Origin of the sequence: Halomonas sp. A29 (assembly GCF_046723295.1) — a bacterium.
Taxonomy (GTDB): domain Bacteria; phylum Pseudomonadota; class Gammaproteobacteria; order Pseudomonadales; family Halomonadaceae; genus Halomonas.
On sequence record NZ_JAXQPR010000003.1, the window covers coordinates 378,708 to 393,596 of the forward strand.

16 protein-coding genes are annotated in these 14,889 nt (G+C 59.8%); 7 read left to right on the top strand and 9 right to left on the bottom strand.

The annotated features are described in order from the left end of the window. Positions 1-65 precede the first annotated feature (65 nt). The 5 genes from SPH52_RS07815 to SPH52_RS07835 form a co-directional block, all read right to left on the bottom strand. Positions 66-368 carry an adenylyl-sulfate kinase gene (locus tag SPH52_RS07815; RefSeq protein ID WP_411794440.1) on the bottom strand — a complete coding sequence of 101 codons (303 nt, stop codon included), beginning with the start codon at positions 366-368 and terminating at the stop codon, positions 66-68. Between the two features lie 187 nt (positions 369-555). Further along, positions 556-1,890, bottom strand: coding sequence for a UDP-glucose dehydrogenase family protein (locus SPH52_RS07820; protein WP_411794441.1), 1,335 nt, complete (start codon positions 1,888-1,890; stop codon positions 556-558). Between the two features lie 82 nt (positions 1,891-1,972). Next, complete coding sequence (locus SPH52_RS07825; RefSeq protein WP_411794442.1) at positions 1,973-3,430, bottom strand: MBL fold metallo-hydrolase RNA specificity domain-containing protein; 1,458 nt, start codon at positions 3,428-3,430, stop codon at positions 1,973-1,975. Positions 3,431-3,882: 452 nt separating this feature from the next. Then, positions 3,883-4,347: a hypothetical protein gene (locus SPH52_RS07830; RefSeq protein ID WP_411794443.1), complete on the bottom strand. Its 465-nt coding sequence runs from the start codon at positions 4,345-4,347 to the stop codon at positions 3,883-3,885. Positions 4,348-4,354: 7 nt separating this feature from the next. Continuing rightward, positions 4,355-4,651 (bottom strand): hypothetical protein, encoded by a 297-nt coding sequence (locus tag SPH52_RS07835; RefSeq protein WP_411794444.1) that lies wholly within the window; start codon positions 4,649-4,651, stop codon positions 4,355-4,357. A 380-nt stretch (positions 4,652-5,031) separates the two neighbouring features. On the opposite strand from SPH52_RS07835, the gene SPH52_RS07840 reads away from it, so the two are divergent. Beyond that, the gene (locus tag SPH52_RS07840) at positions 5,032-5,853 is read left to right on the top strand and encodes a helix-turn-helix transcriptional regulator (protein WP_411794445.1); all 822 of its coding nucleotides are present in this window, start codon (positions 5,032-5,034) and stop codon (positions 5,851-5,853) included. A 97-nt stretch (positions 5,854-5,950) separates the two neighbouring features. Here the strand turns inward: SPH52_RS07840 and SPH52_RS07845 are convergent, their stop codons facing one another. Continuing rightward, entirely contained in the window at positions 5,951-6,331 is a 381-nt protein-coding gene (locus tag SPH52_RS07845; RefSeq protein WP_411794446.1) for a histone-like nucleoid-structuring protein, MvaT/MvaU family, read from the bottom strand. A 537-nt stretch (positions 6,332-6,868) separates the two neighbouring features. On the opposite strand from SPH52_RS07845, the gene SPH52_RS07850 reads away from it, so the two are divergent. Further along, positions 6,869-7,573 (top strand): Crp/Fnr family transcriptional regulator, encoded by a 705-nt coding sequence (locus tag SPH52_RS07850; RefSeq protein ID WP_411794447.1) that lies wholly within the window; start codon positions 6,869-6,871, stop codon positions 7,571-7,573. Between the two features lie 57 nt (positions 7,574-7,630). Here SPH52_RS07850 and SPH52_RS07855 read toward each other — a convergent pair whose 3' ends face one another. Beyond that, positions 7,631-8,068: a hypothetical protein gene (locus SPH52_RS07855; RefSeq protein WP_411794448.1), complete on the bottom strand. Its 438-nt coding sequence runs from the start codon at positions 8,066-8,068 to the stop codon at positions 7,631-7,633. Between the two features lie 36 nt (positions 8,069-8,104). Next, entirely contained in the window at positions 8,105-8,653 is a 549-nt protein-coding gene (locus tag SPH52_RS07860) for an anti-virulence regulator CigR family protein (RefSeq protein WP_411794449.1), read from the bottom strand. 172 nt (positions 8,654-8,825) lie between these two features. Here SPH52_RS07860 and SPH52_RS07865 point away from each other — a divergent pair, with 172 nt between their 5' ends. Beyond that, positions 8,826-9,245, top strand: a complete 420-nt coding sequence (locus SPH52_RS07865; protein ID WP_411794450.1) for a hypothetical protein — start codon at positions 8,826-8,828, stop codon at positions 9,243-9,245. A 159-nt stretch (positions 9,246-9,404) separates the two neighbouring features. On the opposite strand, the gene SPH52_RS07870 is transcribed toward SPH52_RS07865, so the two are convergent. Then, positions 9,405-9,794, bottom strand: coding sequence for a pilin (locus tag SPH52_RS07870; protein ID WP_411794451.1), 390 nt, complete (start codon positions 9,792-9,794; stop codon positions 9,405-9,407). Between the two features lie 397 nt (positions 9,795-10,191). Here SPH52_RS07870 and pilB point away from each other — a divergent pair, with 397 nt between their 5' ends. The 4 genes from pilB (at position 10,192) to coaE (ending at position 14,881) form a co-directional block, all read left to right on the top strand. Beyond that, complete coding sequence (pilB, locus tag SPH52_RS07875) at positions 10,192-11,985, top strand: type IV-A pilus assembly ATPase PilB (protein ID WP_411794452.1); 1,794 nt, start codon at positions 10,192-10,194, stop codon at positions 11,983-11,985. Between the two features lie 88 nt (positions 11,986-12,073). After that, a complete protein-coding gene (locus tag SPH52_RS07880) occupies positions 12,074-13,306 on the top strand; it encodes a type II secretion system F family protein (RefSeq protein ID WP_411794453.1) in 1,233 nt (410 codons plus the stop codon). Positions 13,307-13,315: 9 nt separating this feature from the next. Next, the gene (locus SPH52_RS07885) at positions 13,316-14,173 is read left to right on the top strand and encodes a prepilin peptidase (RefSeq protein ID WP_411794454.1); all 858 of its coding nucleotides are present in this window, start codon (positions 13,316-13,318) and stop codon (positions 14,171-14,173) included. 102 nt (positions 14,174-14,275) lie between these two features. Then, positions 14,276-14,881 (top strand): dephospho-CoA kinase, encoded by a 606-nt coding sequence (coaE, locus tag SPH52_RS07890; protein ID WP_411794551.1) that lies wholly within the window; start codon positions 14,276-14,278, stop codon positions 14,879-14,881. The last annotated feature ends 8 nt before the right edge of the window (positions 14,882-14,889 follow it).

Genomic DNA, 14,889 nt, shown 5'->3' on the forward strand with positions numbered 1-14,889 from the left:
GGGTCTTGATAGGCATAGGGAAGAATAACTTTCGTTGAGAAGAAATTGGCGAGGCAAGAGCTGGATCAGAGCTGCTTCAGTAGCAGCCCGACGATCTCCTGCTGTCTCAGTTCGTCGGTATTGACGGTGATCTCGGCTGCCGTTGGCACTTCGTAGGGGCTGTTGATGCCGGTGAAGTCCTTGATCTTGCCTTCACATGCCTTCTGGTAGAACCCCTTGGGGTCGCGCTGCTCGCAAACATCCAGCGGGGTGTCGACGTGCACCTTGATGAAGTCGCCCTCGCTGAACAACGCCCGGGCGGCATCACGGTCGCTGCGGAATGGCGAAATGAACGTGGTGATCACGATGATACCGGCTTCGGCAAACAACCTGGATTTCTGAAACGACCAGAGTGGCTAATGAGGCCATGAGAATGACATCGGCAGCAATTCTGGTAAGAACCAGCAATGCCAGTACCAACCCAACGACACTCAATGTGGCTAATGCATCAATCGGCATCAAATTTCATTGCCAATTTGTCCTACAATATGTGTCGTATAAGTGAATGTTGTCCGATCACTGCAGCGAATCCCCCCTACCCACCGCATAGTAGAGCAGCCCTGCTTCCTTCACTCGCGCTGGGTCGAACAGATTACGGCCATCCACCACGACGGGGGTGGCCAGTTGCTGTTTCAGCCAATCAAGATCCACGGCGCGGAAATCTTTCCATTCCGTACAGATCGCCAGAGCGTCTGCCCCTTTTACGGCCTGAATACGGTCTGCCACCAGCACCAGGTCGTCGCGGTCGCCATAGATGCGCCGACACTCGCGCATCGCTTGCGGGTCGTAGGCCTGTACCCTGGCACCGGCTTCCCATAGGGCTTCCATGAGCATGCGGCTGGGCGCATCGCGCATGTCGTCGGTGTCGGGTTTGAATGCCAGCCCCCAAAGGGCAATGGTTTTGCCCTGCAGGTCGTTATCGAAGGCCTGCATGAGCTTGGTGAACAAGGTTTGCTTTTGCCGCCGATTGACCGCTTCAACCGCATTGAGCAGCTCGGGCTCGTAACCTGCCTGAGCTGCAGTGCGGGCCAGAGCTTGTACGTCCTTGGGAAAGCAGGAACCGCCGTAGCCGCAGCCTGGGTAGATGAAATGGTAGCCAATGCGCGGGTCCGAGCCGATACCATGGCGTACTTGTTCCACGTCCGCACCCAACTTTTCGGCAAGGTTGGCAATTTCATTCATGAAGCTGATCTTGGTCGCCAGCATGGCGTTGGCGGCATACTTGGTCAGCTCGGCAGCACGCACATCCATGAACATCAGTTTGTCGCGCAGCCGGTTGTAGGGGGCGTAGCATTCGCGCATCAGCGCCTTCACTCGGTCGGAATCGGTTCCCACCACTATACGTGCACCATGGGCGAAATCTTCGATGGCCGCGCCTTCTTTCAAAAACTCAGGGTTGGAGCAGACGTCGAAGTCAACTTGTTCATCACGCGCCTCCAAGGCGCTTCTCACCGCCGCACGCACCCTGTCGGCGGTACCCACGGGTACGGTGGACTTGTTGATGATCACCTTGTAGTCGTTCATATGCTCGCCAATGGTATCGGCGACGGCGATTACATATTGGAGATCGGCGCTGCCATCTTCATCCGGGGGTGTACCAACGGCGATGAACTGTAGTTTGCCGAAAGCCACCGCCTTGGCGGCCTCGGTAGTGAAATGCAACCGGCCGGCCGCCATGTTCTGCTTGACCATGGCTTCGAGCCCAGGCTCGTAGATCGGGATCTCCCCTTGCTCCAGCCGCGCGATCTTGTCTGCATCGACATCCATGCACATGACATCGTGCCCAACATCGGCGAGGCATGCGCCTGTCACCAAGCCCACATAGCCGGTTCCGAATACGGTAACGTTCATTGCCGTCCCTTTGATTAATGCTCTTTCAAGAAGATATAGCTGATATCGAATTCACCGCACTACGCCGCTGACATGAATATGCTCATGCCGATATTTGAGCAGTCTCATGGCGGGTAGTCTCTCTAGTTGAGAAATCCGTACCCAGCGTTACCTGAAGCGAATGCCCTGCCCCTTCGGCCCACTCCAGCAGCTTGGCCTTGAGCACTGCCTGGGCGTGGTAGTCACCGTGTACCAGACGCACTTCCTGCGGCGGGTGGCGCATGCGGCGAACGAAATTGAGCAGGTCGTGCTGGTCGGCGTGGGCGGAGTAGCCGCTCACGGTTTCGATACGTGCACGAATGTCGATTCGCTGGCCATCCAACATTACCCAGCCGCCGTTGGGGCCGTGTCGCTGGATGTCCCGCCCGGGTGTGCCGTGGGCCTGGTAGCCCGTAAACAGTACGCAGTGGCGTTCGTCACCGAGCATGCGCTTGAGGTAGTTGACTACCCTGCCCCCGCTGGCCATGCCACTGGCGGCGATCACCACCGCGGGCCTGCCGGTCTTACTCAGGTACTCGACAGTACGCTCGTGGGCCTCGTGGCCATCCACGGTATAAAGGTTCTCGAAGCTGAGCGGGTGGCGGCCGCTGCGCAGCATCTTGTGGGCTTCGGCGTCCCACCAGGGCTTGAGTTCGCGGTACACCTCGGTGAAGCGTGCGGCGAGGGGTGAGTCGACGATGATTTCGAGTTCGCGCCAGCGTTCGCTGCGTGCGTTGTGAATCAACCCCTCCAGCTCGTAGAGCAGTTCCTGGGTGCGACCTACGCTGAAGGCGGGAATTATAACGGTGCCGCCGTTCTCGAGTGCCCTGTCGATGGCGCCCTTGAGCCGCTCGCGGCGGTGGCGCCGGTCTTCGTGTACGCGATCGCCGTAGGTACTTTCCAGCACCAGTACATCGGCGCGAAAAGGCGGCTTGGGCGCAGGCAGCAGCGGCGCGTAGGGTGCGCCCAGGTCGCCGGAGAAAACGGTGCGCCGGCCCTTTCCCTGGAGCTGGCCGCTGGTTTTGTCCTGGGTATCCACTTCCACATAAGCGGAGCCGAGGATGTGCCCGGCGCGCTGCAGCTTGACGCGAATGCGGTGGCGATCGTCGTCTAGCACGGTGTGCCAGCTCTTGTAGTCCAGCGCTACCAGCCGCCCCTGCACTTCGGCCAGAAAACGTTCGATCAGCGCACGGTCGCGGGTGAAGCCGATCTTCAGGGCATCTTCTATGACCAACGGCAGTAGCCGGGCCGAGGGCACCGAGCAGAGAATCGGCCCCTTGTAGCCCGCTGCCAGCAGGTAGGGCAGCCGGCCGATGTGGTCGATGTGCACGTGGGTGACCACCAGTGCCAGCACGTCTTCCACCGTGAAGCGCACCTGGTGCTGTTCGAGGCTGTCGAGGTGTTCGGCGTCCTGCCCCTGGAAGATACCGCAGTCGATGAGCAGGGCCCGATCCGGTGCGATCTGCAAACGATGGCAGCTACCGGTCACGCCGGCGCCACCGCCATGGTGGGAAATGTTCAAGGCTGCTCTCAACCGTTGGTTCTCGCACTCGCATGGAACAAAGCTGCCTTCAGTGGCTTGGGCGAGCCGCCACCGTTCGGGCACGCTACCGCCCGGGGATTGTTCCGGGCGGTTCCCTGGCCCTGATGCAGCGCGATACCAGAACGGGAACGGAACGTTGCGAAAATGCACACGTGAAACCTCAGGGCAGGACTCAGCCCTGGGCGCCATTACTCACGGTCCGCCGCCGAGCTGGCGCTCGACTCTTCTGGAAGCACAGCATGGGAAGCTGCGCTTCCGACCCCCTGCCGGATATCGTTATTGGAATGACGCAATTCTACGGGACTCGGGCACGATGCTCTACCGCTGAGTAAAGCCGAATAATGCTGAGCGTTCAGTAAGTTGTTCGTGTTTTACGAAAATATGACAGCAAACCGCGAAAATGGTTGATAAATGGACTCAGCAACGTTGACTCAACGGCAACGCCATACGGCCAGCCGATGCAGGAGGGCGAGCAGGATCAAGCCGGCGGCAAGCCAGCCAAGGCCGGCCACCAGGGCAGTGAAGCCGCTGGGCACGGTATGCGGGGGACGAAAGCCAATGCCATGCTCGGCAAGGCGAGCCACGAGGTAGGTCGGCGCCGCTACCAGTGCCAGCGCGGTGCTAGAGTGCCATTCGGCAAGAAGCCGGGTGATGCGCCAGGGTTCGCCTTGCGGCTTGGCACCCGCTTTGGCCTTGCCCCTGGTGCCGGCACTGGAGCTGCGCACCTTGGCCGCGCTGGCTTGGCGAGTAGCACCGCTGCGCCTGGCGGGCTTTCGCTTGGCCTTGCCGCCGCTCGGCAGGCCACCGGCCATCCAGCGCAATAGGCGCGAAAGCGCCCAGCCGAGCGTGAACAGGACAGACAGCACCAGGCTGCCCATCACCAGGAAATAGGTCATTGGCGAATCAGGCGATGTGGCCGAGCGTTTGCAGGGTGCGCAGCAGGATGGCCACGCTCTCCCTGGGCTGGGCGTATTCCTTCATCAGCGACTTGAGCTGCGTTTCGAACGCCTGCTGGCGCTGCTGCTGCTCTTCCGCATCCCGCTCCGCCAGGCTGCGCACCGGCGGGCCGGTGGGGATGTCGAGACGGGATTCGGGCTTTTCCAGCTCGCGCAACGCCTGTGCAAAGGCATCGTCAAGCTCACGAAACTTGCGCAATTTCTCGCGCTCGTCCATGGAACGGTTGGGTTTCTGGTTTCTCATGTTTATCCGTAATTACTCAAGTACCTGAGGAGCCTAGCATAGATGGCTGCGCCTCCTCGGCGGCACTCGGTGGTGACCGGCCCGAGTATACCGCCAAACCATGTAGTAGCGAAGGCTGACCAGTACGCTACCCTGAAGGACACATGGGCTCACGAATCAGGAGCGTTGTATCGTTCACAGCAACAATTATGCACAAACGGTCAAACTCGCTAACCAAACTTGCCTTTGCCTCTCACGAAAGCGCATAAAGAGATGCAGAAAAACCATAAAAACCGCGGGCGATATGCCTATCAGGCATTGCCCAGGCGCCATTGAGGGCACCAGCGTTGATATGGATGCAGCAACCTTCACTTTGCTGCGAGATCAAGCAAGGGACAGTTATGCTTAACGAGATGATGCGGGCAGAGATCTGGCTGCAAGACCATTTGGATAGCCAGCAGGGAATAGAAGACCTCGCCAGCCGACTCGGTTATTCAGCCTCACAGGTGCGGCGCAGGTTCAAGCAGTGCTTCGGCCTCTCCCCTAGCGCTTATCGCGATGCCCTGCGATTGGAGAAAGCGGCACGCCTATTGGCGTTCACGCCTTACTCTATCCAGAATATCGCGACCCAGTGTGGTTATCAGAATCATTCCGCTTTCAGCCGCGCCTTCCAACGATACCACAATCAAACGCCACGCCAATACCGCCAGGCACTGCGCGTGCAACTTCATCACAACCCTTACTGCCAGGGGTATGGCGGTAGCCCACCCGAATTCGAAATATGCAAGGCACCTTCACGCCAAGCCCTGGTAACACGCCTGTACCGCAAGGAGCGCAGCCATCCTCTCGAGACCCTTCGGCAGTGGACCCACCATGCCAAAGGGGTGGAGAGCCTTCCTGACCGCTTGCGGCAGGGGCGCACCATTGCCTTGATGCATAACATTCCGCTGCCCAGCGATGTGGAGCGTATCGATGTCGGCCCGCTCGTCAATGGGAACGAGGCTCCGGGAATCGCCATTCCCGCTTCCTTTCGGCTATTGAAACTTCCCGCTCAACAGCATGCTTGCGTAAGACTGGAAGCAATGGAAGAGATTCCGGCCGTAGTCGAGTACCTGGTTTGCGAAGGCCTTCCAAAGCATAGACTTCACGCCAGCGGCGATGCCGTTCAGGTGGAATGGAACGACAAGAACATATTGATCAGGCTTCCTGTTCAGCAGGCCTGAAGCCGAACCATATGCCGTGAGGGCTCGCACCATTAGCGCGAGCCCTCTCTAGCGAAGCGTGAACTTGAAGCTCAACGCTCGAACTCAACCGCTAAACTCAGGACTCGACGCGAACCAGCCAGCCTTCCACTGTGTCGGAGCCGAATTCGTCTTTCCACGCCTTGAGCGTTTTCTGGTTGCCGCCGCGGGTTTCCACCACTTCGCCGGTCTTCGGGTTCTTGTAGATCTTCAGCTTGCGCTTGCGACGCCCGGTGCTGGAAGAAGCTGCCGCCTTGGCCGGTGCAGACTTGCCGCCCTGCGGCTCGAGCAGGCTGATTACATCGGCAGAGCTCTTGTTGAACTGGCGCATCAACGCTTCAAGCTTGTCCTTGAATTCCAGTTCGGCTTTCAGGCGATCGTCGTTCTGCAGTCGCTCCATTTCCGCCTGAAGCTGCTTGAGCTGTTGCTCCTTCTGCATGAATTCGCTGAGAAGAGACATGTGTACGGTCCTTGCAAATTGGGAGAATGTTTTGGGATGCCGCCTATAAATACAACAAGTCGCACCAAATGACAATACTTTCACTCTAAGTTTTAGTCGACTCACATCGGCAGCGTCAAATAGGAAAGCCTCTATTGTACGGTGGATAAACGGCAGGTTGCGTTACCGCACGCACCTAAACTGAAACGTACGTAGTCTGTCAATCATACAAGTTATGCTCCATGGCAACTCGATATCGCTTTCCCCAGGCATCATTCAACCAAAGGCGCACATAACGAGGCAAACCACCACTGGTTGGAACAGCCTTCCCTCCGTCGCCTTCGGCCGAGCTGAGCACCGCCAGCTGGAGTACAGGATGCTCCCACTCCCTAGCGGCAGCTAGGCGTAGCATCGATGCGCAGGGTTCAGCATAACCTTTTGTTATAAAAGTAAAATCCATTACTGCTAATTGAGTGAATTGTATTGTACGAATCCTTTGTTACACTTTCTTAGGACACGATCTTGGATATGATCGGGAAACACGACGAAAAGGATGACATGTATTTGTTCCATAATTTCAAAGCACGCAATGATCTATGTGCCGAGGACAAACGACTATTCGACAGCTACACGGGCCCTGTGCGCGAGGTAAAGAAAGGAAGCCACCTGGCCCGCGAAGGCGAGACGCTTGAATGCCTGCACCTCATCGAGACGGGCTGGGCCTGCCGCTACAAGATGCTGCGCGACGGCAGCGAGCCCATCACTTCGCTGCTGCTGCCTGGCGATATCAGCGACAACGGCCAGGGCCTATATAGCAGGCTTGAATTTTCCATCAAGGCCATTACACCGCTTCGCTTCACTACCATCGATTCGGAAAGCGCCGAGCGGCTGTTCGAGCGCCCCAGGATTCTTCGCCTGTTCCGGGCGTCAGGCCATGTCAGCCACAGTGTGGCCTTGAACTGGATCATCAATGTTTCGGCACGCAGTGCCGAAAAGCGCATCGCCAATTTACTGTGCGAGTGCTATGCCCGCTCCCACGCTGCCGGGCTGACATATCGGGGGCGATATTTCTTCCCGCTTACGCAATCGGAAATATCCAGCGCACTTGGACTCTCCAGTGTTCACGTAAGCCGCTCGATGGGCAAGATCAAGCGTAAGGGGCTGATCGAGAACTGCGACAACAAGCAGATTCTGATCAAGAACTGGCATGGCCTGGCCACACTGGGCGATTTCAAGCACGAAGATCTCGAACTCACCTCTTGACTGCCTACGCTTCCGCACGGCAAAACAAGCACAATAGCCGACCACTCGCCTACCCCCTTACCAAGGTGAAGGAATCACACTTCCATCCTCCCTCCCCACGCCAGCACCCAGCCCGACGAGATCTTCGGAGACCACGAATCCATCCTCACTTTCCCGGCCGGTAATGGTCCCCACGCCTCGGATATAGATTCGATAGTCACCTTTGTCCGGGTCGTCCGAGTACAAGTCAAACAGCTTCGCCACGTTGGTGATGTCCCGATCGGGCAGGTGGCGATCGCTGTGCATGTTGTTGCCGGTGCCATCGAAGAATACGCCGATCTGCAGGGTGCGCGGATGAGCGGGAGGCGTTTCCGGTACGGGTGGCGGGGTGAAGGGTCGCGGCTCGGGAGTGGATACGGGGCGCGCGACGCCCCAGCCACCGTGGCGCTGCAGCGAGGCCATGGCTTGCGGCCCCAGTCCTCGGGCATTCAGGCGTGGCAGCAAGGAATCGCCCAAGCGCAAGCGCTGCCCTCTACTCCCCTGGCCTCAGGTTCAATAGAAAATGTCGCGCAAAATCTCGTAGATGATGGCATTGGCTGCATCGACGAGAACGACGTCGGGGCCGACGCGGCGCCATTCGTAGCCGTCGTAGCGCGGCAGGTCGCGCAGAATCCGATCATCCAACTGCTTAGCGATACCCGGAGGCAGCGGCTTTCCCCGCTCCAGGTTCATGCGAATGCCGGGCGGCAGGCTTTCACGGCTACGGTCGATCTCGATCCAGTCACGGCGATCGATCAGCAAGCGACGGATCTCGCGCTCGTCAATGCGCGGGCCATGAGAGATGTCGCGCCTTTCCGATCGGCCATCGCGACGCCAGTCATCATTTCCCCGATCAGAACGCTCGGGTTCGCGTGCCTGGGCACGGCCGGGCTGAGCCTGGGATGCGCCCTGCCCCTGCCCTTTTCCTTGGTTGCCGGCTTGTGGATGCTGACCTTGGCCCTGGCCTCGATTCTCGGGCGGCTGAGCCTGCAGCCCAGCACTGCCTAGGGTCAACCCAAACACCGTAGCGCTCAAGAGCAGGGTTTGTTTGATATGCGCCATCGACCAATCCTCCTGTAGCCAGCTTTCTTTCAGCCTAGGCAGGAAATGCGCAGGCAGCGTGCAACGAAACGACATTTTTCGGCGCATTGTGCTGCAACGTAGGTACTTTTTACTCAAGTTCCACCTTTGCTTGCCGATGACAATCTAATTGATCGCCTTAAAGGACACCGCCATGCAACTCCGCGGCAAAAGTGCCCTTGCCCTGATCGTACTCGCGTTGGCAACACTGATTTCTGCACCGGCGTACGGCAGTGATACTTATCATGGGGCCATCGCCAAGGGGCACGAGATGGGCTGGGCTTGCTATGAGAGCTCACGACACAACGAGCAATGGACCATGGAGTGCCGGGCCTTCCTTGCCTTTGCCGAGTATGGCATCGGCACTGAGATAGCGGAATTCAGGGAAGAGCTAAGGCGGACCGGCGTGCGGTTCCTGCTGGTGCAGAACGGCAATCAGATGCAGGAAAGCGCACTCAAGGCGCAGGATATGTCGTACCTGTTGCTCTACGCCAAGGGGCTGCGCACCCGCCATGTAGCAGCCTGGAAGGAAACCTTGCCGAGACAATGGATGCATAGCGCGGTTTTTCACTGAGTGTGATAAACACTCACTTAGCGAGCGTTATCAGTTTCGCTGGAGTTGCCGCTGAGGCTCTAGGAAAGTCTATTTTTGGCCAATACTAAAATAGTTAAACAGTAAAATAATAAAGCCAGCGATTCTGCTGGCTTTATCTGCATTTCACAACTGTCTAAATTAAGGCTGGAGAACGCAGCTACCTGAGTTAAGGTTACAAACTGTGTTTCGGTTCCCGGGCTGGGCAGGGGTAAATGTAATATCCTGCGCAGGAACAGTGGCGGTTACTGTACCGACTCCTGGGTTTGCTGATGCACATGCACCGAGGGCATAGTTTGCGGGTAATGCAAAGTTAGCTGGATCCTGGCGCTCAGCAGCAATTGTCCGCGCGAATGCTGTTGCTTCCCCTGTACAGGCGTTGTTAGCTGCTCGCTGCGTGTAATTCTGATACTGCGGAATCGCTATCGCCGCCAGAATCCCGATGATCGCCACAACGATCAGCAGCTCGATCAAGGTGAAACCGCCCTGGCCACGCTTGGCGGCTGCTCGCTTTTGCTTCAATTCGTTCATTCTCATCGCAGTCGTCCCCTGCTCTGTGGTGCCCGTGGCCGCTTACTTCGGCCCTGGGCGGTTTGCACCTGCGGCGCATTCGCCGCCTTCAGCGTGGCTCGGCCTATGCAGCCTCGCTCGTCCCCTTGCTGGGCCTTCCCAGGCTTTCTGTCGTAATTGCCTGAGTTCGCACCCTTCTTCACGGCTACGTGAGCCTTGTTCACTACATTAGATGACTCAACCTCGAACCCGCAAGCGCTACCTACGTAGGTATGAAGCCAGTCTCATCATAAGCCATGATAGTGTTAATACCAGTTGGTAGGACGTTAGCCAGCTTGCTGTGATGGTTCACACCAACGGTCTAGAATGCGGGTAACCCTATCGCTCACCGCCCTTGCGGGCCCATGCCTGAGGCGCCATGAACGACTATCGAACGGCACCGCCCAGTGCCCATGAGCAATCCAGCGAGAAGGCCGGCCAGCAGCGCACGGCCGACACCGAGGAGTTGCAAGGGTTCACCCGCAGGCTGGTTGAGTACGGCTTGCTTTCCCGTGCAGCAGCCGAGCGGGCGGAATATGAGGCGCGCGAGTCGGAAGTCAGCCTGCTGCAGCACATTATCGATGCCGGCCTGGTCACGGCCCGCCAGGGTACGCTGTGTGCGGCCTGGGAGTATGGTCTGCCGCTGGTCGACCTGGATGCACTGCGCCTGGCAAGCCTGCCCCCGGCCAACGATTACCCCGAGAAGCTGCTGCGCAAGCTGTGCGTGGTGCCGCTCAGCCGCCGCGGCCACCGGCTCACGGTAGCGGTACCTTATCCCTCCACCCTGGCCCTGCTCGATGAGCTTCAGTTTGCCACCGGCCTCAGCATCGAAGCCGTGCTGTGCCCAGTGGACCAACTGATGCCGGTGCTGGAGGCCTACCTGGCCCAGCACGAGTCCAGCATGATGGACGAACTGGCCGGCGTGGACGATGCCATCGGCGAGCTGGAATTCGATCAAGGCGTCGACATCAGCGATGAGCGCGCCACCGATGCCGCCTCCAGCGGCGCCGACGATGCGCCGGTCGTGAAGTTCGTCAACAAGATCCTGCTGGATGCCATTCGCCGTGGCGCCTCTGACATTCACTTCGAACCCTACGAGACCAGCTACCGGGTGCGCATGCGCGTGGACGGCATGCTGATGGAGTCGGCACGCCCGCCCTTCGCCATGCGTGCACGCATCGCCGCGCGCCTGAAGGTGATGGCGCGGCTGGATATCTCCGAACGCCGCCTGCCGCAGGATGGCGCGATCAAGCTCAAGGTTTCCAAGAGCCGCTCGATCGATTTCAGGGTGAACTCGCTGCCTACCGTGTACGGCGAGAAGATCGTGCTGCGTATTCTCGACCCTACCTCGGCGCAGATAGGCATCGATGCGCTGGGCTTCACCCCAGAGCAACGCGGGCTCTACGAGGGCGTGCTGGACCACCCCCAGGGCATGATTCTGGTGACCGGCCCCACCGGCAGCGGCAAGACGGTAACGCTCTACACGGGCCTGAACATTCTCAACGAGGTGCAGCGCAACATCTGTACTGCCGAGGATCCGGTGGAGATCAAGGTGCCGGGGGTCAACCAGGTCAACGTTCTGCCCAAGATCGGCCTGGACTTCGCCAGTGCCCTGCGCGCCTTTCTGCGCCAGGACCCGGACGTGGTGATGGTGGGTGAGATACGCGACCTGGAAACCGCCGAGATTGCGGTGAAGGCGTCGCAGACCGGCCACCTGGTGCTTTCCACGGTACACACCAACTCCGCCGCCGAGACCCTCACGCGCCTGGCCAACATGGGGGTGCCACCCTTCAACATCGCCAGTTCCGTGAGCCTGATCATTGCCCAGCGCCTGGCCCGGCGGTTGTGCAAGCATTGCCGCCAGGAGGCGGTGCTTCCCCGCGAGGTGCTGCTGCAGGAGGGCTTTACGCAACAGGAAGTGGATGGCGCTACCGTATATGAAGCAGTAGGCTGCAAGCACTGCACCCATGGCTACAAGGGTCGCGTGGGTATCTACGAGGTAGTGCCGATCAGCAATGCCATGAGCCAGTTGATCATGCGCAACGGCAACTCGATGGATTTCGACATGCTGGCACGGGAAGAGGGCCACCCGGACCTGCGCCGCAGTGGGTTGCTGAAGGTGATGCAGGGTATAACGAGCCTGACCGAGGTCAACCGTATCACCAAGGATTGACGAATGCCTGTACGAGCGAATCGCTCGGCTATTGCTGAAATGATAGGAAATAGAAAAGACTAGAATCAGTAACCTTCGCAGGGGACCTATGGCAACGAGACAGGCAAGAGCGCCAAGGAAGCTGAAACTCTACCGCTGGCGCTGGACTGGCAAGGGGCCGGGTGGGCGGCTGGTCAGCGGGGAAGTCGTCGCTGCCGAAAAGTTCGAAGTGGAACGCGAGCTGGCCAGCCAGAACATCATCGTCAAGAACGTGCGCCGCAAGGGCGGCCTCAGCGGCGGCATGGGCACCATCAAGCCCAGGGACGTGATGCTCTTCGCCCGCCAGATGGCTACCATGATCCGTGCCGGGGTGCCGGTACTGCAGGCCTTCCAGGTAGTGGCCGAAAGTATTCGCAAGCCGGCCATGAGCGCCGTGGTGCAGCAGATGATGAACGAGGTGGCGGCCGGTTCGAACTTCTCCCAGGCCCTGCGCCAACACCCGGATTACTTCGACAGCCTGTTCTGCAACCTGGTGGAAGCCGGCGAGAGCTCCGGCTCGCTCGACCGCATGCTCGACCGTATCGCTACCTACAAGGAGAAGATCGAGTCGCTCAAGGGCCGGGTCAAGAAGGCGCTGTGGTACCCCATTGCGGTGATCCTGGTGGGCATCGGGGTCACGGCGCTGCTGCTGATCAAGGTGGTGCCCCAGTTCGAGAGCCTGTTCCATGGTTTCGGCGCCGAGCTGCCGGCCATGACTCGCATGACCATCGCTCTTTCCGAATTCGCCCAGCAGTACTGGATGTGGGGCCTGGGTGGGTTGATTGCCTTCGTTTACCTGATGCGCCAGAGCATCAAGCGCTCGCCGACCTTCGCCTACCGTGTGCATGCCTTCCTGCTCAAGGTGCCGGTACTGGGCGATATCTTCGACAAGTCGGCCGTGGCGCGCTATTCCCGCACCCTGGCCACCACCTACGGCGCTGGCGTGCCCATGGTAGAGGCGCTGGACATCGCCGCTGGTGCAACCGGCAACCTGGTCTATGAACGCGCCACGCGGCAGATCCGCGAGGACGTCTCCACCGGCCAGCAGCTCCACTTCGCCATGCGCCTGACCGAACGTTTCCCGGCGCTGGCGGTGCAGATGGTAAGCATCGGCGAGGAATCCGGCGCGCTGGACGCCATGCTCAACCGCGTGGCCGACTACTACGAGGAGGAGGTCGACAACAAGGTCGATGCGTTGACCTCGCTGCTGGAGCCGCTGATCATCGTGGTACTGGGGATCCTGGTCGGCGGCCTGGTCATTTCCATGTACCTGCCGATCTTCGAACTGGGCACTGTGTTGTGAGGTACCCATTTGCTGGTTGACCTCCCCCCCGCCATCCTGTGGCCACTCGTGGCCGTATTGGGCCTTTGCCTGGGTAGCTTCCTCAATGTGGTGATCGTGCGCCTGCCGGTCATGCTGATGCTGGGCTGGCGGGCCGAGGCCCGCGAAGCGCTGGAGCTGCCCGAGGAGGAGGCACCTCGCTTCAATCTGTTGGTACCGCGCTCGATCTGCCCCCGCTGCGAAACGCCCATTGCCTGGCACGACAACCTGCCGGTCGTCGGCTGGCTGAAGCGCCGCGGCCGCTGCGCCTCCTGCCAGACCCGCATCAGCCCGCAATATCCCCTGGTGGAACTGGCCGGCGCAGGCCTGGCACTGGCTGTGATAGCGCTGTACGGCGCCAATTGGCAAGGATTGTTCATTTATGCGGCCTGCCTGGCGCTGCTGGCTCTCGCCGTGATCGACCTGCGCACCCAACTGCTGCCGGATGTCGTCACCCTGCCACTGCTTTGGGCTGGCCTGCTCTACCAGCTGCTGTTCCAGCCGCTGATGCTGCCCAGCGCGGTAATCGGCGCCATGGCGGGCTATCTCGCCCTGTGGAGCGTCTATTGGCTGTTCAAGCTGGTGACCGGTAAGGAGGGCATGGGCTACGGCGACTTCAAGCTCCTGGCAGCCTTGGGCGCTTGGCTGGGCTGGCAGTACCTGCCGATGGTGCTGATTTTTTCCGCCGGCGTGGGTGCTATCGTGGGTATCGCCATTCAGCTTGCCCTGCCCCGGCTGCGCGGTGCACCGATGCCCTTTGGCCCTTTCCTGGCCAGCGCCGGCTGGATCGCGCTGTTGGTGGGCGAGCCGCTGATGGCCGCCTATATTGGCGTGACCCTCTGGATTTAACAGGGAAAGGCTCATGTGTGTATGAGCCTTTGAGAAAGTGATTGTAAAGGAGCGCTTGTGAGGAGGTACTTATGAGGGAGTGCTCATGAGGGGGTGTCTGCTTTGATCATCGGCGTAACGGGCGGCATCGCTTCCGGCAAGAGCACCGTGGCGCGCGCCTTCGCAGCGCTGGGCGTGCCCTGGGTGGATGCCGATGACGTAGCCCGCGAGGTGGTGGCACCGGATGAGCCAGCGCTGGCCGAGATCGCCGAGCGCTTCGGCAGGCAGGTGTTGCAGGAGGACGGCAGCCTGAACCGCCGCGCGCTGCGCGATATCGTGTTTGCCGAGCCGAGCGAGCGGCTGTGGCTCGAATCGGTCACCCACCCGCGCATTCGCCAACGCATCGTAGCGCATCTGGAGCGGCTACAGGCGGAAGGCGCACCCTACGTATTACTGGTCTCGCCGCTGCTGTTCGAATCCGGCCAGAACGAGATGGTGGACCGCTGCCTGGTGATCGACGTGCCGGAAGAGTTGCAGTTCGCTCGCACTGCCGCCCGCGACGACGTGGACGACAAACAGGCCCGCGCCATCGTCGCGGCCCAGATGCCACGCAAAGAACGCCTGGCCCGCGCCGATGACGTGCTCGACAACAGCGGCAGCGAGCAGGACCTTGCCGCCCGGGTCACCGAGCTCGATCGGTGTTATCGGGAAATGGCGACCAACCGATAACCCACATA

Excerpts from the sequence above, each read along its gene's own strand:
- pilB (WP_411794452.1), top strand. The coding sequence starts at position 10,192 with ATGAACGACTATCGAACGGCACCGCCCAGTGCCCATGAGCAATCCAGC.
- SPH52_RS07840 (WP_411794445.1), top strand. The coding sequence starts at position 5,032 with ATGCTTAACGAGATGATGCGGGCAGAGATCTGGCTGCAAGACCATTTG.
- SPH52_RS07845 (WP_411794446.1), bottom strand. The coding sequence starts at position 6,331 with ATGTCTCTTCTCAGCGAATTCATGCAGAAGGAGCAACAGCTCAAGCAG.
- SPH52_RS07870 (WP_411794451.1), bottom strand. The coding sequence starts at position 9,794 with ATGAACGAATTGAAGCAAAAGCGAGCAGCCGCCAAGCGTGGCCAGGGC.
- SPH52_RS07860 (WP_411794449.1), bottom strand. The coding sequence starts at position 8,653 with ATGGCGCATATCAAACAAACCCTGCTCTTGAGCGCTACGGTGTTTGGG.
- SPH52_RS07880 (WP_411794453.1), top strand. The coding sequence starts at position 12,074 with ATGGCAACGAGACAGGCAAGAGCGCCAAGGAAGCTGAAACTCTACCGC.
- SPH52_RS07835 (WP_411794444.1), bottom strand. The coding sequence starts at position 4,651 with ATGAGAAACCAGAAACCCAACCGTTCCATGGACGAGCGCGAGAAATTG.
- SPH52_RS07820 (WP_411794441.1), bottom strand. The coding sequence starts at position 1,890 with ATGAACGTTACCGTATTCGGAACCGGCTATGTGGGCTTGGTGACAGGC.
- SPH52_RS07830 (WP_411794443.1), bottom strand. The coding sequence starts at position 4,347 with ATGACCTATTTCCTGGTGATGGGCAGCCTGGTGCTGTCTGTCCTGTTC.
- SPH52_RS07850 (WP_411794447.1), top strand. The coding sequence starts at position 6,869 with ATGTATTTGTTCCATAATTTCAAAGCACGCAATGATCTATGTGCCGAG.
- SPH52_RS07865 (WP_411794450.1), top strand. The coding sequence starts at position 8,826 with ATGCAACTCCGCGGCAAAAGTGCCCTTGCCCTGATCGTACTCGCGTTG.